The sequence below is a fragment of the Constantimarinum furrinae genome (assembly GCF_014295415.1).
Taxonomy (GTDB): domain Bacteria; phylum Bacteroidota; class Bacteroidia; order Flavobacteriales; family Flavobacteriaceae; genus Constantimarinum; species Constantimarinum furrinae.
This window is the reverse complement of record NZ_CP052909.1, coordinates 1,482,267-1,501,815: the sequence shown is the minus strand read 5'-3', so window position 1 is coordinate 1,501,815 and position 19,549 is coordinate 1,482,267. Positions and strand designations below refer to the sequence as shown.

The window sequence follows — 19,549 nt, the reverse complement described above, 5'->3', positions numbered from 1 at the left end:
AGGTGTGCTACTCTATAAGACTTTTGACAAAAGGTCATTTTACATTTTATCCGCCAAAACGGCCTCCGCCTCTTCGGCCTCCGCCACCCCGAAAATTCTCACGCATTTCTTCTATTTTCTCCTTTACAATTTTATTGTATTCTTCCTGCGTCACTTCCTTTCCTTTAGAAGGCGCTTCAATTTTTTCTCCTTCTTTTGGGTTTAGTACGATCTTGGAGCATAAAACAGTCGTTCGGTAAACGTTCATTTCAAGGATAAGTCCCGGAAGTCCGCCGTATTCCCCCGGACCATTCTTGACGGGGATCATAGGTGTGTACCAAGCCGTTACGATCACTTCCTTGGGAATTTCGATCTCATCCATGGGGTCATCGGCATCGGCAGTTTTGGTAGAGTCTGCTTTAACTTCATCCTCCTTCTTTTCGTTATCCCTGTCGCGGTTTCTGCGACGTGCCATGCTGAAATCATTTTCGTCTATCTTCTTAACGGCTGTCGCTTTAAAGGCTACATACTGGCCAATTTGTTTAGACTCTTTAGTGAGCTCCCAGTCCAGTTGGGGAATAGAATCATTGATAAGAAATTGCTTGCCAAAGAATTCCTGCTCCTGTAAGATCTGCTGCTTTTCGAGATTTTTATATTGAGCACCGGGTGTAAAACTTCCCATCATCATTCTAAATCCACCACCGCCGGCGCCGGCTTCCAGTTTTTCTTCTTCCTTATAGATCGACTCTGTTGAAGAAAATGTAAGAATGTACGTCTTTTCAAGCATACTCTTCATACGCTCGGCGATCATCTTTTTCATGTCCTCGCTCATCTCCCTGTTACCGAAATTATCCATATCTACGGTCGTCTTGGACTCATAATAGGCCTTCCCGCTTATATTCTGTGCAAAGCCGCCAACCGTAAAAAAAACTAGTGTAATAAAAGCTAAAAATCTCATAGTCTAAATTTTGATGATACTGGTTAGTAACAGTATTCGGTAATTGTTACAATAATTTTAGACTAAGTTGTCTTCAGAAAGTTTAACAACGCTACCCTCTTATTTCAATACGGAAGCTGTTATCATCCCCTTTTCTACCATCACCTTTATAGCGTTCTTCCATCTCCTTCATTTTTTTATCCATGATCTCATCATATTCTGTCTGACTCACTTTTTTTCCTCCAGTAGGCTCCTTGATATCGAGACCCTCCTTTGGGTTAAGGACGATTCGGCTACAAAGAATGGTTTCGCTACCGTCGTTTATTTCAAGAATAAGTCCCGGCAAGCCGCTGTACCGCCCCGGCCCGTGCTTTACGGGTATTTGAGGAGTATACCATGCGGTAACGGTAATTTCTTCGGTGGTTTCTTCGGTTTTGCTATCACTCCCTTTATCGCTATTTGAAGAACTTACAATATTCCTAGAAGTGATCGTACGGGTATACGTAGCTTTAAAACAGGTATACTCACCAATATTTTTGGTTTCCTTCTCCAGCGTCCAATCGGGTTCATCCAAAGTGTCTTTAATAAGGAATTGTTTTCCGAAGAGCTCATTCTGATTTACAAATCTGTTTTCTGAAACATTTTTATACAGCACATCACTCCCCGAACTGGAAGCCACCATGATCTGCATTCCGTTTCCTCCTGCCACATTGGGATTGTCGAGACTTTCAACCTCTTTATAAAGAGATTCGTCTGCAGTAAATTTTAGTGTGAATTCCTTTTCAAACTGTTTCTGAAGCATGGCATTCATCTGCGCCTGCATCTCATCGTTAAACTGAGTGCTATCGAGTTTGATGTCCATTTTACGTTGTGATTTATAAGTTGCGATACCACTGAAACCCTGAGCGATCCCTGAAGAAAGTGTAAAAAACAGACTAAAAATAAAGCTTAGTAAAATATTTTTCATGAGGTATGTTTTTATAATGAACCTAAAAGACGATAAAAAATATTTAGCGTTACAATGCTTACCGGTATTTAACGTTCATTTTGTACCTTGTTCATTAAATGAGACAGATCCTTATTCTTTTTATCATGGTGTCCCAAGGGGTTGCTGCACAGCAGTTTCAGAAAGTGGCTGAAACTCCTTTTGTTGCCGATACTTTTGTGGGAATTGATTCATATAAGAATCTGTATTTTGTGAAAGATGCAGCGATCAATAAGACCGGAGAAGACGGAACTTTTACTTTTAACGACTTTCAGTTGGGCAGGATTACTTCCGTAGACATTATCAATCCCTTAAAATTGGTGGTATTTTATGAAGACACCAATACCGTGGTATTTCTGGATAATAGGTTAAGTGAAATTGAGCGAATCAGTTTTAACAACCTCCCCGAATTCATAAATATTAGTGCGGCGACCAATGCCGGAAACAATAAACTGTGGATCTTTAATATAGATACCCAGCAACTGGAGTTGTTCAATTATCGAACTAACCGAAAAACCACAGTTTCTCAGCCTTTTTCAGGAAAACTACTATCTGTTGCCAGTAATTTTAATTATTGCTATGCCCTTACCGATCGCAAATTGCGCATCTTTAATATTTACGGAAGTTTAATTTCTGAAATGGATTCTAACCATTTTGAAAAGGTGGTGCAGCAAAATGAAAAACTGATCGCGTTAAAGGAAAACACTTTGTTTTTTGTGACAGATCCGTCTGAAAAAGGTGCTGAAAGCTCACAACGCCCCATAAAAATTCCCCTTTCCGAAAACAGCATAAAAGACTTGCAGCTTACCCAAGATTTCCTGTATATTTATGACGGTAAAACAATACATACCTTTTCACTAACCCAACCAAAGCAGTAAGATTTATGCACGTCGCGATTGCAGGAAACATAGGCTCCGGAAAAACCACATTAACGCGTTTACTGGCAAAACATTACAAATGGAAGGCACATTATGAAGATGTGGAAGACAATCCGTATCTGGACGATTTTTACAATCAGATGGAACGATGGTCATTTAATCTGCAAATCTATTTTCTAAATAGCAGATTCCGACAAATCCTCGACATTCGCAAAAGTGGTAAGGATATCATTCAGGACCGTACCATTTACGAAGACGCCTATATTTTTGCGCCCAATCTTCACGCTATGGGACTTATGACCAATCGTGATTACGAAAACTACCGTTCATTATTCGATCTGATGGAAAGCGTCACCGAAGGCCCGGATCTGCTTATCTACCTGAGAAGCAGCATTCCAAATCTTGTAGATCAGATTCACAAACGCGGACGCGAATACGAAAATTCTATAAGCATTGACTATCTAAGCCGACTCAATGAAAGGTATGAAGCCTGGGTACATGAATACGACAAGGGCAATCTTATAGTACTGGATGTGGATAATTTAAATTTCGTGGACGATCCGGAACATTTGGGTGACGTGATAAACCGCATCGATGCCGAACTTCACGGCTTATTTAAAACTTAACATTTCCCTCACATAAAACCGAATGTTAAATTAGTTACTTTGCCATTAAAATATGGCATCACTTTACAATTCGAAATACTACCATAGAGATCTTTCCTGGCTTCGGTTTAACCATCGGGTGCTTCAGGAGGCGGCAGATGACAGAAACCCCTTGTACGAACGCATAAAGTTTCTAGCGATCTTCTCTTCCAATCTTGATGAATTCTTCAGAGTACGTGTTTCAGACATTCGTCAAATAAAGAATATTGAAAAACCCTTGCGGAAAAAACTCATCACCAAACCCAATAAGGTCCTAAAGGAGATCAAGGCGCAGGTTGATATTCAGCAGAATGACTTCGGAAGAATTTTTACGAAACAGATCATTCCTGAACTGGAAAAGGAAGGAATCTATCTTATAGATCACAAGAAATTTTCAGGAACTCAAAAAGTGATCGCTCAAAATTATTATGAAGATGTCCTTAAAAGTAAGGTAAAAATTAGTACTCACGCTGCCAACGAGAAATCTACAGTCTTTGTGGAAAATGAGGCCTTATATCTTATTGCGCAGCCTAGTGAAGAGGAGTTTTTGCTGGTCAAGATCCCGGACGAAGTTCCGCGATTCTTTCAGTTTGAAAAATATAACGGGAAACATTCGGTTACGTTTGTTGATGATATTTTAAAGTTCAATCTGAAACAAAGCCCGGAAGGTGAAAAAAATCTTACTTTTTATTCCCTGAAGATCTCCAGAGACGCCGAATTGTATATAGAAGATGAATTCTCGGGAAATCTGATGGAAAAGATCAAGGCTTCCTTACCAAAGCGGAATACGGGACAGGCCACCAGAGTGCTTATCGATCCGGCCATGCCAAAAGCCTTTCAGGCTCGAATAAAAAAAGCGCTGGACGTTACTCATACCGATATTATTGAAGGAGGAACCTATCATAATTTCAAGGATTTTTTCAGCTTTCCAAACCCCACAGAAAAGAAATTAACGAATAAGGAACTCGAACCACTTCCTCACCCGGTACTTTCAAAAGCCAATTCTCTTTTTGATGCGATAGATAAAAAAGACCAGTTGTTACATTATCCGTATCAGGCCTTTGATCCTCTAATTCAATTGATCGAGGAAGCTGCATCAGATCCGGCCGTGAAGGTATTAAAGATCACCATCTACAGAGCAGCTAAAGAATCCCGGTTAAACGATGCCCTGGCACTCGCGGCAAAAAACGGTAAAGAAGTCACAGTGTTTATTGAAGTAAAAGCTCGCTTTGACGAAAAGAATAATTTAAAGTGGGGAGAGATCTTTAAATCGAATGGTGCAAAAGTGATATACAGCTACCCCGATATAAAGGTTCATTCTAAGATCCTTTATATTGAACGGGAAGTAAAGGGGAAAACAAAGGCTTACGCCTATATAGCCACGGGTAATTTTAACGAAAATACCGCCACGCTCTATACAGATTTTGGGCTAATGACGGCTCATAAAAAGATTACTAAAGAACTCAATAAGGTATTTTTAATACTCGATCGAACCATCATAGTTCCTAAGACCAAACGATTGCTTGTCTCACCATTTACCACACGCACAAAGTTTGCTGAACTCGTAAATGATGAAATTACGAAAGCACAACAAGGGGAAGAGGCGAGCATCATTCTTAAAATGAACAGTCTTCAGGATAAAGAGATGATCAAGTTATTATATCGGGCAAGTAAGGCAGGTGTGACCGTTAGATTACTCATTAGAGGGATCTGTTCTTTGGTTCCCGGGGTAAAGGGTCAAAGTGAAAATATCTATATAACAAGTATTGTGGATCGGTTTCTGGAGCACGGTCGAGTGTATATTTTTGGTAGCGGCGACAAAAGAAAAATATATATCGGCTCTGCCGATTGGATGACACGAAATTTAAGTCACCGTATTGAAGTGGTTACCCCAGTACTCGATCCCGATCTGGCTCAAATGATCTTCGATCTGATACTAATTCAGTTGGAAGACAATGTAAAGTCACGAGAAATCGATGCACAACAAAAGAATCGCTACGTAGAAAATAATAATCCTAAAGTACAAGCCCAATTAGCGACTTACGAATATTTTAAGAACCTCAGTGAATAAGTCCTAAACTCCTAGCGTGATGTATGGCATCCTCACTTTTATCCACAAGCAATACCGGGACCGTTTCGTACTTCTCAAATAAACCTCGGACCCGAACCATTTTTTTTGTGTGGTTTACACTCCTCAGGTATATCGCTAGTATCCTGTCCGGAAAGGCTTCAGCAATTTCAACATATATGTCGGGATCGTGTTCCCCACTGTCTCCGATTAAAATAAAGGGGAGATTCGGATAGGTATCCAGAAGGTTTAGGATCTCCTTTTGTTTTTGAGGTTTTTCTTTTGGGTCTTTTTTACTGAAAGGCCTCGGAAAGTTTCGTAGAAGGATAGGACCCTTAGGAAAGTTATTGGTCTTAAGGAACAATTCCAGATAACGATACAGGTTCCACGGACTGTGACTCACATAAAAACAAGGATTTGCTTCTTTTCCTGACTTTCCACGGTGTAACAGATGATAAAGCTCTGAAGCACCTTCCAGAGGAGTACGCTTTGTTGCCCTTTTAAAAAATGTATTCCATAAAACCTTTAGTTTTAGCATTGAGGTAATTCCGGTATGCAGAATGGTGTCATCAATATCACTTATAATTCCAAAACTGCTGTTTTCAGAAGGAATAAGCATTTCACCCGGAAAGCGGTTATCATTATTAATCACCCGTCCGGGATGCTTGTCATCATACGATATCCCGAAGGCCAACCAACCTTCATCGTTAGAAAGGGCTTGTAGCTCAGTTAAGTCTGCCTCACATTTAAAATATCCTTTGGAATCAGTTTGGGTATATAAAAAAGTGTTATCCGGGAGATGAATCTTTAACCTTGTATTGGGAATCTCATCGGCTTCAAAACGTTTCCACGTATTTCGCAGTAGGCTTAGAAATCCTCTTTTGGATAGATCGATGTTTTCGTCTTCGAGGGCTCTGCCTCGGATATAGAAATGGTCGCTCCGTCCGTAACTTTGGAAGGTAATGATCTGCAAGGGATCTTTTTTGAACCAATCCATTTTAAAATACCCATGATTCGGGCCATAACCACATTAACAAAAGACCGGTCACTATAGAAATTCCGAAGCTTATTGCGATCCATCTTGCCAATAATCGTGTTCCCAGTATGGCAGCCATTACTCCTTTAAAAGCCAGATTAGACAGAGAAGCTAATAATATCAATCTCCATCCCTGAGAAGTATCTAATCCGTTGGTTTTCATTAATTGTGACAAGGACAGTGTAATGGCGTCAACATCGGTAAGCCCACTGATTATAGAAACAATATACAGCGCGTTATTTCCAAATTCCTCCTTCGTAAATGCAACCACCAGTAAAATAAGGCCATAAAGGAGTCCGAAGATCAACGCACTTTTAAACTGTGCCGGGTTCTTCGGTTCTGGCATTTCTTCATCTCCTTTTTCTTTATTGATCAAATAAAACAACCCAACACATAATAGTGCCATTACCACAAATTCAACGATAAGAGGCGGAATGATTTCAGGGAGCTTTTCGGGAACAACAACGCCAATTTCGATCATCACCCGGGCCAGAGCAATAGCAGAAGCTGCGGTGATCACGAATGCTGCAAGTTTATCTATATTTTTTGTATTGGCGGTTTTTCGGGCATAGCTCACTGTGGTTGCGGTACTGCTTATAAGTCCGCCAAGTACTCCATTGGAAATTATACCCACTTTTTTACCCACAAATTTGTAGATAAAGTATCCCACCACACTGATGCCTACAATTAGCGTTACCATTAGCCAGATGTTTCGAGGATTGAGAACATCCAGCGGACCAAAGGTCTTGTTGGGAAGAATAGGAAGAATCACCAAAGAAATACCAGCAAAGGTCATGATGGCTGCCAGATCCTTCTCCTTTAAGGAATCAATAAAGTTGTGAAGGTGTTCCTTTACATACAGCAGAACGGCCAAAGTTCCTCCTACTACCACCGCAATCACCTGACTACCGAGTACCAAATAAGCCCCAATGGCAAACATAAGAAGCGCTGCGACTTCGGTAGTCTGGCCGATATCGGGTTCGTTGAGTTTTTTAAGCTTGATAATGTTCGCAGTTACTAATAGTGCAGTAATGGCGATTCCCATAATGGGCAGAATAAAGGGATTGTCGTACTCACGGCTAAGAAACCCCGACACCACACCAAGTATCGAAATTAAGGTAAAGGTACGCACACCGGCCATATGGTTATCGCTCTTTTCACGTTGTAATCCAACGAGCAATCCCAGACCAAATGCAATGCCCAGTGTAATTAGATCTTCGTAGTTCATCGTACTACCAAGATACTATAATCGTAAAAAAAATCCTCAAGCTTTTTTCTCGCATGAGGATTTTTATATCAAATTTAACGTTTTGAAGTGTGCTTATTGCTTTTGCTCAATCACTTCAATTTCCTTCTTTATCTTCTTCCCTTTTTTAACGGCAACCTCAACATCCTTTAAAGCTTCAATTTCGGCTTTAACTTCTGCTTCAGTACCGCTAAAAGTTTTAGTTTCTGAAGTAGTCTTACCATCCTTTGTAGTTTCAATAGTAACATTAGCTGTTGTTACATCCCCTTCCGAAGACATTTCAACCTTAACTTCTCTCGATATTTCAGCATTATCTGCATCCATCACCTGATTCGCTTCTTTATCGGTAAGCACTGTTTTGTTACCATCGGCATCGATAAAGATCATTTCCTGAGATTCGTGAAGACCGGTATCGGTGTCGTTACCGTGACCACCCAAAATAGGAGCGATTACTAATCCAACCAAACACGTAAGTTTGATAAGGATATTCATAGATGGACCTGAAGTATCCTTAAACGGATCTCCAACCGTATCACCCGTTACTGCAGCCTTATGAGCGTCACTACCTTTATATGTCATTTCACCGTTGATCATTACTCCGGCTTCAAACGATTTTTTAGCATTATCCCATGCACCACCTGCATTATTCTGGAAAATAGCCCACATGACACCACTTACACATACTCCTGCCATATACCCTCCTAATGGTTCAGCTCCAAAAACTAAACCGATGATCACAGGCGAAATTATGGTTAGAAGTCCGGGAAGTAGCATTTCTTTTAATGCAGCTTTTGTAGATATATCCACACATTTTGCGTATTCGGGAGTTCCGGTTCCTTCCATAATTCCAGGGATCTCTCTAAACTGACGACGTACTTCCTGAACCATTTCCATGGCAGCCTTTCCTACAGATTTCATCGCCATAGCAGAGAAAACTACCGGGATCATACCACCAACAAATAACATTGCTAATACATCGGCTTTAAAAATGTTTATCCCTTCAATTCCCGTAAAGGTCACATATGCTGCAAACAAAGCCAGTGCAGTAAGCGCGGCAGATGCAATTGCAAATCCTTTACCTACGGCTGCTGTTGTATTTCCAACAGAATCCAGAATATCAGTACGCTCACGAACGTGAGGTTCTAATTCACTCATTTCGGCAACTCCACCTGCATTATCTGCAATAGGTCCGAAGGCATCAATCGCCAACTGCATCGCTGTAGTAGCCATCATCGCCGATGCTGCCAAAGCAACTCCGTAGAATCCTGCAAGTTCATAAGAACCATAGATCGCTGCAGCGAACAAAAGAACAGAAGCAAATGTAGATTTCATACCTACAGCCAATCCGGCGATAATATTTGTCGCTGCTCCTGTAGATGAATTTTCCACGATATCCATAACCGGCTTTTTGCCTAAACTAGTATAGTATGCGGTCACAAATGAGATCAAGGCTCCAACTGCAAGTCCGATACACGCAGACCAGAAAACGTTGATAGAGGCAACTTCTTTAACACCTTCTCCAAAGAAATTCATATTCATCGTTGCGGGCAACATCCAGTCGATTAAAAACCAACTAGCCACTAAGGTTAGCAAAATAGCTGCCCAGTTACCCATATCCAATGCCTTTTGAACCTGAGCTTCTTTGGCATCATTATTTTTTATTCCAACGAATAGTGTTCCGATAATAGATGCTAAAATTCCCACTCCAGCAATTACAAGAGGTAGAAGAATAGGGCCCATATTGTTAAATGCATCTGTAAACTGATTTACAGCAGACATATCTCTAATCACATAGTTTCCAAGCACCATGGCTGCAAGAACTGTCGCTACATACGATCCAAAAAGATCTGCACCCATTCCGGCAACGTCACCAACATTATCTCCAACATTATCTGCGATCGTTGCTGGATTACGGGGATCATCTTCCGGAATACCGGCTTCAACTTTACCTACAAGATCGGCACCAACATCGGCAGCCTTCGTATAGATTCCACCTCCAACACGCGCAAACAGCGCTATACTTTCGGCTCCAAGGGAGAACCCGGCAAGTGCTTCAAGCACTATGGTCATGTTACCGTAAAACGTTCCTTCTTCACCCATAAACTGGCCTAGAAAGAACAAAAAGATCAAACTTAAACCAAGAACAGCCAAACCTGCCACACCAAGTCCCATTACAGTTCCACCGCCAAAAGAAACTTTAAGCGCTTGTGGCAAGGAGGTCTTGGCGGCTTCAGCAGTACGTGCATTCGCTTCAGTAGCAACACGCATCCCAATGTTTCCTGCCAAAGCAGAAAAGATGGCTCCAATAATAAATGCCGGAACGATCATCCAACTGGTATTGGGCACCAATGTTGACACAACATATAATAAGACAGCGGCGATCACTGCAAAAATTACAAGAAGTCTGTATTCAGCATTAAGGAATGCCAGAGCTCCTTCTTTAATACTTTTTGAAATAAACTGCATGCGGTCACTTCCCGCGGGTTGCTTTTTTACCCAGCTCATCTTAATGAGCATAAACAATAGGCCCAAGACAGCCAAAGCAATTGGTACATAAATAATGTTCTGTTCCATTATAAATTATTTAGTTAAAAGATCATTTCTTTTTAGCGTGTGCAAAAGTAGTAAAATAGGTTGGGATACGAAATATTAAATTGAAGGGAAATTAGAAAAGAAAGGATCCTGCTGTGTTTAGGTGCAAGTAATTAATTTTCAATAGAATCTTGAATATCGTTGGTTTTCGACCAACAGACTGTAATCACTTCCATCGCCGTATAGAAAGTTCGTTTTAAAGGACTGACGTTTATTCCGTTGCATTAAAAAAACCTCAAAGTGTAATTGTGGTCCGGTCGTCCAGCCCACATTTCCGCTATAGGCAAGCAGCTGACCTCTGTTTACAATATCTCCTTTAGACACTCTTGCTCCGTTCTTTTTAATGTTCGCATACTCTGCAAATGTACCATCGGGATGATAAATAAGGACATAATTATTATAAATTGCGCATTCAGAGGAGCTGCATGAGCGATCATTATCCTGTACCACATCAACCACAATTCCGCTTCGGGCCGAATAGATCTCGGTTCCCTCAGGCATTTCAAAATCTATGGCATAGGAATTATTATGGGAAAAAGATCCAAAATATCCCTGTTTTACTCGGTATGAGCCTCCTTGTTTAAAGGGCAGGTAATATTGAAAAACAGCATCAAACTTTGAATGACCGGGATCTCCAAAATATGTTTTGGTCGTATACTGAAAGCTGTAGTCGTACACAGGATTGATCGTTCTAAGGTCTACTAATTTATGTTTGGTAGTTCGGGGCGGTACGACATGAAATTTAGACCTTCCATCCACAAGTTCGAGGTTCAGGAGCATAAAATCTATTTCGACGGTTACCGGACAAACTTCAAAATTATCGGCGTACATGGTATAGCCGGTAGGACCGTATTCATAATAGAATTTTATGTCGGGATCTGCGTATAAAAGTGTAGAAATGAAACAAAAAAACAGTATTAATGCCGATTTCATAGTTAGTTCTTTTAATAAAATAGGCTAAGGTTCTGTTTTGGAGAGTGTTAAATATACAAAAAATTCTAAAATGAAAACCCAAAAATTCCTGTTACTCCAAACTTACGTGCATCCGGATTATTAAAGTAATTACCTCTGAAATTAAAGTCAATTCTGAACACTTTAAAGATATTTCCAATACCAATACTGTATTCGTAATAAACATCACCGGGAGCCTGATACATGATATTGGAGGCGTTAATCGCAATATTCTCTTCCGAAATTTCACCATACACTGCTCTGAACCCAATAACTTCCCTCAAATTAAACTTCCGAATCCATGGTATCCTTGAGAAGATTCGCCCTCCAAAATTATGCTGCAAATGCACCGAAGCATAGGTGTCGCTCACAAACTCGTAATAATCCAGATTCGTAAAGGAATTATATAAGCTAAAATAAGTCTGATTTCCGGGAACAGGACTTAATAATGCCAAAGGTACTGGATCAAAGATCTTTCCTACTTCCACTGTAGAGTACAAACGCCCTAATCCGCCAATATTCCATGGTTGCGTATAAAGGGATTGCAATTTTTTATACTCAAAATCACCCCCTAAAACTCCCTGTAGTCCTAAGCTATACCCCAAAAAGAAGGTAGGATAATCGCCATCGTTTATGATCGTTTGTTCTACACCGTACCCCGATGTCTTCTTTCCCGGAGTGAAGTTTACGCTAAATTCGATTTCAGGTTGCTGTATCCTGCTTTGAATCTCGCCGTTCTCATCAAAATAATCCAGACTAAAAGTATCTGTCGCCGATCTTAAGGTGCGGTAAGAACCCGTAACTCTAAAGATGAGATTCTTTGAGGGTTCCATTTCAAATCCGGCGGTAGTGAGGTTTATTCGTGTAAGCCTGTCGTTAGCACCCACAGATATAAGTGAAGAAGACGCCAGGCTCCTTCCAAGAACATCGTTGCTATTGGTTAAACTTGCACCGGTTTGTTCTACGTCCTTTCGATTACCCGCAAAAACGATTAGGCGTGTTCTACGGTCCAGCAACCATTTTGCAGAGAGTCCGTATTTAAAGCGCTCATCCCTAAATCCGTACGCGCCAAAAACCTCAAGTCGCCAGGGGTCATTCTGACTGAAGTATGTTCGACCTCCCAGACGAATCCGCAATCCTTCAGCTTCATTAAACCCAAATACCGAGAAAACAGGACCGAGATCGTAATTGCCCATTTCATAATACCCACTCGCCAGCGTTGCCCCCAGATTGTAAAGTGTTTTAAATCGCGGAACTGTTTTTAACGTATCCAACATCTTATATACCCCCTTCTCGTCCTTACTAAGCTGCTCCATTCGCCGCTGCTCCCAGAACTCATCCGGACGATTGTATACTTCGTATTGGTACGGATCAACCTGTTCAGAATAAAAACTCTTGTCCTTAGGAATATCAAAAACGTAATTGTCGAAGAGGGTGGTTCGCTTACCGTAAATTCCTCTGGCTCCTTCTTTTTTTCTGAAACTGAAATCACTTAAAAAATAATCTCGGGTAATTAGGAATATAGAATCATTTAAAACATCAAATTCCTGTTCAATATAAACCTCACGGACCCAGTTAAGATTGGCACTCTTAGAGGCCTGAAGATTGATCTCTTTGATCGCCCAGGTGGTGTCATTCACCCAAAAATCGCCCTTAAAGGTAAGTTCGTTCTTACGCCTGGGATAATACACAATATTATAACACCATTTGTTATCCCGGTATGCACTGTCCAGTAAAACATAATTGTAAACATCTACACCCGTTGTTGATAATGGGCTGGTGAATGCTTTGTCGAAGAATTTTAAATAATTATCGTACACATCGTATTCTTTATAAAGATCCTTTATAAAGGCAATAAGTGTTTGGTTGTTGTTGAACCCTGAATTCTTATTTCCTTCCAGTACATCTTTTTCTTCCTTGAGAATGTTATCTCCATAAACTTTAGAATACGCCTCATTAATAAAAATAGGTAAATAGGTATTTCCAGTCACATTGGAAGTATCCACCTGGTCGAAAACAAACTCCATACCCTTGAAGACTCTGCTCTTAATGAGACCCGAGTCGATGGTATTTAGATCAAATTCCAGTTTTTCGTACTTGTCGTATTGGTATTGCTTAAACTTTTTAACACCGTTCTCCCTTCGGTTTTCCCAGATCTTTTTAAGAATATCTATCGCCGGATTATTCTTTTTTGACGTTTTTCCGCTAAACACCACCACCTCATCCAATGAAGCAGCTTCTTCCTCAAGTATCACCTTTATATCGTAGGTAGCACGCTGATTTAGCTCCATTTCCTGCGTGGCATAACCCACAAATGAAAACAATAAGGTAGAATACGTTTCGTCACTTTCGAGATAAAAACGACCATCTTCGTTGGTAATAGTACCCTCATTAGAATCCTTGAAAATAACGTTTGCGAAAGCAACAGGGTCGCCAAAAGCATCGTTTACAACTCCACTTACTTTGGTCTGTGAAAATCCAATTGAGCAAGTAAATAAAAGTAGAAGAAGTAAGGTGTGCTTCATAAGTAGGAAACGAAAAGGAGACTTTAAAATTTTAATTTAAAGATTTTGAAAAGCAAATAAACAACAAATCTTAGTGCCATTACCTTAAAATGCTCTTAAATCTTAGCCTCCCGACTTAAAAAAATGCTTTGAGTACACCCACGAATTCGACCTAAGAGTCTGTGAAAATGTGCTTTATTAAATGCTAATGGCCAGGCACTAAATTTTCCGTCGCCTTATCCCTTTTACTGAGTTTATTACATTCCATACTTCGGTCTTTCTACTTCAGACTTCCGACTTCATTCCTCCCTGTACATGACCTTCTTAACGGCTTTTATCACATCCTCACTGTTAGGTAGCCATTCTTTAAGCAAGGAAGGGGAATACGGTGCCGGTGTGTCGGCCGTATTGATCTTTACAATGGGTGCATCAAGATAATCAAATGCCTGACTTTGCACCTGGTAGGTTATCTCGGTAGCAACATTTCCAAAAGGCCATGCTTCTTCAAGAATCACCAATCGGTTGGTTTTCTTTACCGACTCAAGGATGGCATTATGATCCATTGGTCGCACGGTACGCAGATCGATGATCTCACATTCTATACCTTCTTCAGCCAGTGTTTCAGCCGCTTTATAAGCCTCTTTTATGATCTTTCCGAAGGAAACAATAGTCACATCCTTTCCTTTTCGTTTAATTTCGGCTACACCAATAGGAATTAGATATTCGCCTTCCGGAACCTCGCCCTTATCACCATACATCTGTTCACTTTCCATAAAAATTACCGGATCGTCATCACGAATGGCACTTTTCAATAATCCCTTAGCATCGGCGGGATTACTGGGCACGATAACTTTTAACCCCGGAGTATTGGCGTACCAGCTTTCAAAGGCTTGCGAATGCGTTGCTGCCAATTGTCCGGCAGATGCAGTGGGCCCGCGAAAAACGATTGGACAGTTGAACTGTCCGCCACTCATTTGTCTAATTTTTGCAGCATTATTTATGATCTGATCGATCCCCACCAAAGAAAAGTTAAACGTCATAAACTCTACAATGGGACGATTCCCGTTCATTGCAGAACCAATGGCGACACCCGAAAATCCCAATTCGGAAATAGGGGTATCGATCACCCGCTTGGCGCCAAACTCGTCCAACATTCCTTTACTGGCTTTATATGCACCGTTGTATTCGGCAACTTCTTCTCCCATTAAATAAATGCTCTCGTCGCGACGCATTTCTTCACTCATGGCTTCCTGGATGGCTTCTCTGAATTGTAAAGTCTTCATTTGTAAGGTATCTCGATTAGTAGTTCTCAATTTTCTTCGGAAGAAACAAAAATACTATTATTTATATGTGTACTCATACTTTTTTTACAGGATTTCTTCAATTTTTACTATGCATGCATAGTAAAATTCAGAAATATATATGTATCTTCGTAGCCGCGAAATCCGAATCGGAATCATCCAAGGAATTTCTGCAAGAACTGAGGGTAAACGCCTTTAGAAATCATCGAAAACAGTTACATAAACAAATACAATTCTACAATGAAAATATTAGTGTGTATAAGTCATGTACCAGACACTACTTCAAAGATCAATTTTACCGATGGTGACACGAAATTCGACACCAACGGGGTACAGTTTGTTATTAACCCGAATGACGAATTTGGTCTTACCCGTGCTATGTGGTTTAAAGAAAAGCAAGGCGCAACCGTACATGTGGCGAACGTTGGCGGACCTGAAACAGAACCCACCTTAAGAAAAGCGTTAGCAATTGGCGCCGATGAAGCAATTCGTGTCAATACCGCGGCAACAGATGGTTATTCTGTGGCTAAACAACTCGCAAATGTTGTAAAAGACGGAGGATACGACCTCGTGATAGGCGGGCGCGAATCTATCGATTATAACGGCGGAATGGTCCCTGGAATGATCTCTAAACTCACCGGTGCAAATTTTGTAAACACTTGTATTAATCTGGAGATCGAAGGAGAAAATGTTACCGCCATCAGAGAGATCGATGGAGGAAAGGAAACCCTTAAAACCACACTTCCTTTAGTTGTAGGAGGACAAAAAGGTCTGGTAGAGGAAAGCGACCTTCGCATTCCGAATATGCGCGGGATCATGCAGGCGCGTTCTAAACCGTTACACGTAAAGGAAGCTGTTGAAGCATCTGCCGAAACCCAATCTGTGACCTTCGAAAAACCTGCTCCAAAAGGAGCTGTGAAGCTGGTAGACAGTGTGGACGAACTGGTAAATTTATTACACAACGAAGCAAAAGTTATTTAAGATATGTCAATTTTAGTATATACAGAATCTGAAGAAGGAAAATTCAAAAAGATCGCGTTTGAAGCCGTATCCTACGCCAAAGGTATCGCAGATATGATGGGAACCTCGGTGACCGCTGTGTCGGTAAACGGTGGAGATTCCGCTCAACTTGGTGCTTATGGGGCTTCCAAGGTTTTAGAGGTTTCCAACGACAAGTTAAAGGAATTCAATGCGGAGGCATACGCCGACATGATCGCGCAGGCCGCCAAAAAAGAAGAAGCTAAAGTAGTAGTGCTTACGTCAAGTGCGAACTGCAAATTTATGGCTCCTTTGGTAGCCGTTAATCTGGAAGCAGGATATGTGCCTAACGTTACTGAACTTCCCACCGGAACCGCACCATTTAAAGTAAAACACAGCGTGTTCACCAACAAGGCTTTTTCTAATACCGAAATTACAACAGATGTTAAAGTAATTGGATTGGCAAAAAATGCCTTCGGTGTAAAAGAAAACGATACTAATGTCAATACCGAAAGTTTTTCACCATCACTTAGCGATGATGACTTCTCGGTTAATGTGCTTTCGGTCGATAAAGCCACCGATAAAGTGACCATCGCCGATGCAGAGATCGTTGTATCGGGCGGCCGAGGTTTAAAGGGTCCTGAAAACTGGGGAATGCTTGAAGAACTGGCAGCAACATTGGGAGCAGCGACAGCTTGCTCAAAACCGGTTAGTGATATGGGATGGAGACCTCATAGCGAGCACGTGGGACAGACAGGTAAGCCGGTAGCGTCCAATTTATATATCGCTATAGGAATTAGTGGTGCGATCCAGCACCTGGCAGGAATTAATTCATCTAAGGTAAAAGTGGTAATAAACAACGATCCCGAGGCACCGTTTTTTAAAGCGGCAGACTACGGAATTGTTGGCGATGCCTTCGAAGTTGTACCTCAGCTCACTGAAAAATTAAAGGAGTTTAAGGCGCAAAACGCATAATTTTTTAGTAATTTGTGCCCGGAAAAAAGGGCTGTTTAGATAAGTAAATCCCTTGTTTAATCAGCCTTTTTACATATATATGAGCTTAGTTCGACTTAACATAAAAGGAATCTCTTACAGTCAGACTCAAAATGGTGCTTATGCCCTTATTTTGAGTGAAGTTGACGGGGAGCGTAAACTGCCCATAGTTATTGGTGCATTTGAGGCTCAATCGATAGCCATCGCATTGGAAAAGGAAATTAAACCCCCCAGACCTTTAACCCATGATCTTTTTAAAAATTTTGCCGATCGCTTCGATGTGATCGTAAAGCAGGTAATCATTCATAAATTGGTGGACGGAGTCTTCTATTCCAGTATTATTTGCGAGAGGGATAAGATCGAAGAGATCATCGACGCTCGAACCAGCGATGCGATTGCTTTGGCGCTTCGCTTTAAAGCTCCCATTTTTACTTATAAAAATATACTCGATAAAGCCGGGATTTATCTCAAAACAGCTCCAAAGAAAAAGAAGCAGGATATTTCCAAAGAGGAAGAGGCAGTCATAGAAGAATTGATTACAGGTGAGGATAGAGAATCGGTATCACCGGTTTCTACAGAAGATTTTTCCAAATTCAGTATTAAAGAACTGAATGAAATGCTGGATCAGGCTGTAGCCAATGAGAACTATGAAAGAGCGGCGGCCATACGGGATGAAATTTCAAAAAGACAGTGATCCTTAACTAAACTTTATGCAAAAGTTTCTATTTGTAGTTTTCACCATCGCAATCTTCGGAACTTGTTTAGGTCAAAGCATCGAAAAAAACTGGCAGATTTCAGAGGTCACTACAGCGGAAGGTCAACCACTCTTCAAAATAAATGAGCATACCGACTATTTTAAACTTTCAGATGGTGCATTTAGTTATCAACTGAAAGACGAAAACGCCATAGAGGCCAGCGGGGATTATATTTTTCAGAATAATTTGCTGGTGCTCTTTTTTAACAAGCCAAGTGATACTATTCGAAGATTTCGTATTTCTGAACTCACCGACAGCACGCTTGTCTTTTCAGAAAATAGGGTGAGCTACAAACTCACAACACCTACCGAAACAGAAATTTCTACAGTCATTGCAGATGAAAATTCCAAGTTAGCCATCGATCCAGACGAAGGTGTTGGAATAAGCACTAGCAGTATCCTTAGAGGGATACTAGGAATCTCCTTTTTACTGCTTGTTTGTTATCTGTTAAGCAGCAATAGAAGAAAAATAAACTGGCGTCTGGTAATTTCCGGGCTGGCTTTACAGATCATTTTTGCTGTGCTCGTTCTAAAAGTAGAATATGTTGCTTTGGCCTTCGACTGGATTAGTGATAAGATCGTTGCCTTTCTCAATATGAGCGAAAAAGGATCAGAGTTTCTATTTGGAGGGCTGGTAGCCGATATGGATACGTTCGGATACATTTTTGCCTTTAAAGTATTGCCAACGATCGTCTTTTTTTCAGCCTTTACATCCTTGCTGTACTACCTCGGAATCCTTCAATTATTTGTAAAGGGATTTGCCTGGGTGATGAGCAAAACCATGCGTCTTTCCGGTGCCGAAAGTCTGGCGGCAGCAGCGAATATATTTATTGGTCAAACTGAAGCCCCGCTGGTTGTAAAACCTTATCTCGATCGGATGACCAAGTCTGAGATCCTTTGCCTAATGGTGGGCGGTATGGCTACTATCGCGGGTGGAGTACTCGCGGCATTTATAGCATTTCTGGGAGGAGACAGTGATGCCGAAAAGATCCTGTTCACTAAACATTTACTTACTGCTTCGATCATGTCTGCACCTGCAGCAATTCTGATTGCAAAAATGTTATTTCCTGAAACTGAAGAAGTGGATAGAAAACTGGATATTTCGAAAGAAAAAATTGGAAGCAACGTATTAGACGCCGTGTCTCGAGGAACTACTGAAGGCCTTAAACTAGCTGTTAATGTAGGTGCCATGCTGTTGGTTTTTACTGCGATCATGGCGGTCTTTAACTGGATCACAGTCGATTGGATTGGAGGTCCTACCGGACTAAACGAAAAAATTATTGCCAGTACCGACGGAAGATTTGACGGACTCTCCATGCAGTATATCCTCGGCAATATCTTTGCGCCGGTGGCCTGGATCATAGGGGTGCCCGCCGAAGATATTACTATTGTGGGTCAGTTGCTGGGAGAAAAAACCATACTCAACGAATTTTATGCCTACGCCACCCTGAGTGAATTAAAACAGTCGGGTACCTTGTCGAACTACAGATCCATTGTAATTGCCACCTATGCCTTGTGCGGCTTTGCAAATTTCGCTTCTATTGGGATACAGATCGGAGGAATTGGCGTACTGGCACCGAGTCAGCGAACAACGCTGGCCCGTTTTGGCATAAAAGCCCTTATAGGGGGAACAGTGGCCGCGCTGCTTACGGCTACCATTGCAGGAATGCTCATTGGTTAGTCTGAACGCATTTCTGAATAAA

General features: G+C 41.1%; 15 protein-coding genes. 7 read left to right on the top strand and 8 right to left on the bottom strand.

Annotated elements, in window-relative coordinates:
* Window positions 1-46: 46 nt before the first annotated feature.
* Together ALE3EI_RS06830 and ALE3EI_RS06825 are read right to left on the bottom strand one after the other, a co-directional pair.
* Window positions 47-937 carry a GLPGLI family protein gene (locus ALE3EI_RS06830; RefSeq protein ID WP_186987545.1) on the bottom strand — a complete coding sequence of 297 codons (891 nt, stop codon included), beginning with the start codon at window positions 935-937 and terminating at the stop codon, window positions 47-49.
* 91 nt (window positions 938-1,028) lie between these two features.
* Window positions 1,029-1,883, bottom strand: coding sequence for a GLPGLI family protein (locus ALE3EI_RS06825; protein ID WP_186987544.1), 855 nt, complete (start codon window positions 1,881-1,883; stop codon window positions 1,029-1,031).
* Between the two features lie 98 nt (window positions 1,884-1,981).
* Here ALE3EI_RS06825 and ALE3EI_RS06820 point away from each other — a divergent pair, with 98 nt between their 5' ends.
* Genes ALE3EI_RS06820 through ppk1 form a run of 3 tightly spaced genes read left to right on the top strand, consistent with a single transcriptional unit; the run spans window position 1,982 to window position 5,494 of the window.
* Window positions 1,982-2,779 (top strand): hypothetical protein, encoded by a 798-nt coding sequence (locus ALE3EI_RS06820; RefSeq protein WP_186987543.1) that lies wholly within the window; start codon window positions 1,982-1,984, stop codon window positions 2,777-2,779.
* A gap of 5 nt (window positions 2,780-2,784) precedes the next feature.
* Window positions 2,785-3,405: a deoxynucleoside kinase gene (locus tag ALE3EI_RS06815; protein WP_186987542.1), complete on the top strand. Its 621-nt coding sequence runs from the start codon at window positions 2,785-2,787 to the stop codon at window positions 3,403-3,405.
* Window positions 3,406-3,457: 52 nt separating this feature from the next.
* A complete protein-coding gene (ppk1, locus tag ALE3EI_RS06810) occupies window positions 3,458-5,494 on the top strand; it encodes a polyphosphate kinase 1 (RefSeq protein ID WP_186987541.1) in 2,037 nt (678 codons plus the stop codon).
* Here ppk1 and ALE3EI_RS06805 read toward each other — a convergent pair.
* From ALE3EI_RS06805 to ALE3EI_RS06780, 6 genes are all read right to left on the bottom strand, one after another.
* Window positions 5,484-6,488: an App1 family protein gene (locus ALE3EI_RS06805; RefSeq protein WP_186987540.1), complete on the bottom strand. Its 1,005-nt coding sequence runs from the start codon at window positions 6,486-6,488 to the stop codon at window positions 5,484-5,486. The two genes, ppk1 and ALE3EI_RS06805, sit on opposite strands and share 11 nt — an antisense overlap.
* 1 nt (window position 6,489) lies before the next feature.
* A complete protein-coding gene (locus ALE3EI_RS06800) occupies window positions 6,490-7,755 on the bottom strand; it encodes an MgtC/SapB family protein (RefSeq protein WP_186987539.1) in 1,266 nt (421 codons plus the stop codon).
* Window positions 7,756-7,848: 93 nt separating this feature from the next.
* Window positions 7,849-10,347, bottom strand: coding sequence for a sodium-translocating pyrophosphatase (locus ALE3EI_RS06795; protein WP_186992213.1), 2,499 nt, complete (start codon window positions 10,345-10,347; stop codon window positions 7,849-7,851).
* A gap of 138 nt (window positions 10,348-10,485) precedes the next feature.
* The gene (locus ALE3EI_RS06790; RefSeq protein ID WP_186992211.1) at window positions 10,486-11,298 is read right to left on the bottom strand and encodes a M23 family metallopeptidase; all 813 of its coding nucleotides are present in this window, start codon (window positions 11,296-11,298) and stop codon (window positions 10,486-10,488) included.
* 65 nt (window positions 11,299-11,363) lie between these two features.
* The gene (locus tag ALE3EI_RS06785) at window positions 11,364-13,841 is read right to left on the bottom strand and encodes a DUF5686 and carboxypeptidase-like regulatory domain-containing protein (protein WP_186992209.1); all 2,478 of its coding nucleotides are present in this window, start codon (window positions 13,839-13,841) and stop codon (window positions 11,364-11,366) included.
* Window positions 13,842-14,119: 278 nt separating this feature from the next.
* Window positions 14,120-15,103 (bottom strand): pyruvate dehydrogenase complex E1 component subunit beta, encoded by a 984-nt coding sequence (locus ALE3EI_RS06780; RefSeq protein ID WP_186992206.1) that lies wholly within the window; start codon window positions 15,101-15,103, stop codon window positions 14,120-14,122.
* 258 nt (window positions 15,104-15,361) lie between these two features.
* On the opposite strand from ALE3EI_RS06780, the gene ALE3EI_RS06775 reads away from it, so the two are divergent.
* The 4 genes from ALE3EI_RS06775 to ALE3EI_RS06760 all read left to right on the top strand — a co-directional run bounded on the left by ALE3EI_RS06775 (window position 15,362) and on the right by ALE3EI_RS06760 (window position 19,527).
* Window positions 15,362-16,102: an electron transfer flavoprotein subunit beta/FixA family protein gene (locus ALE3EI_RS06775; RefSeq protein WP_186992204.1), complete on the top strand. Its 741-nt coding sequence runs from the start codon at window positions 15,362-15,364 to the stop codon at window positions 16,100-16,102.
* Between the two features lie 3 nt (window positions 16,103-16,105).
* Window positions 16,106-17,074: an electron transfer flavoprotein subunit alpha/FixB family protein gene (locus tag ALE3EI_RS06770; RefSeq protein WP_186992202.1), complete on the top strand. Its 969-nt coding sequence runs from the start codon at window positions 16,106-16,108 to the stop codon at window positions 17,072-17,074.
* A gap of 79 nt (window positions 17,075-17,153) precedes the next feature.
* A complete protein-coding gene (locus ALE3EI_RS06765; protein WP_186992200.1) occupies window positions 17,154-17,786 on the top strand; it encodes a bifunctional nuclease family protein in 633 nt (210 codons plus the stop codon).
* A gap of 16 nt (window positions 17,787-17,802) precedes the next feature.
* Window positions 17,803-19,527, top strand: coding sequence for a nucleoside transporter C-terminal domain-containing protein (locus ALE3EI_RS06760; RefSeq protein ID WP_186992198.1), 1,725 nt, complete (start codon window positions 17,803-17,805; stop codon window positions 19,525-19,527).
* Window positions 19,528-19,549 lie beyond the last annotated feature (22 nt).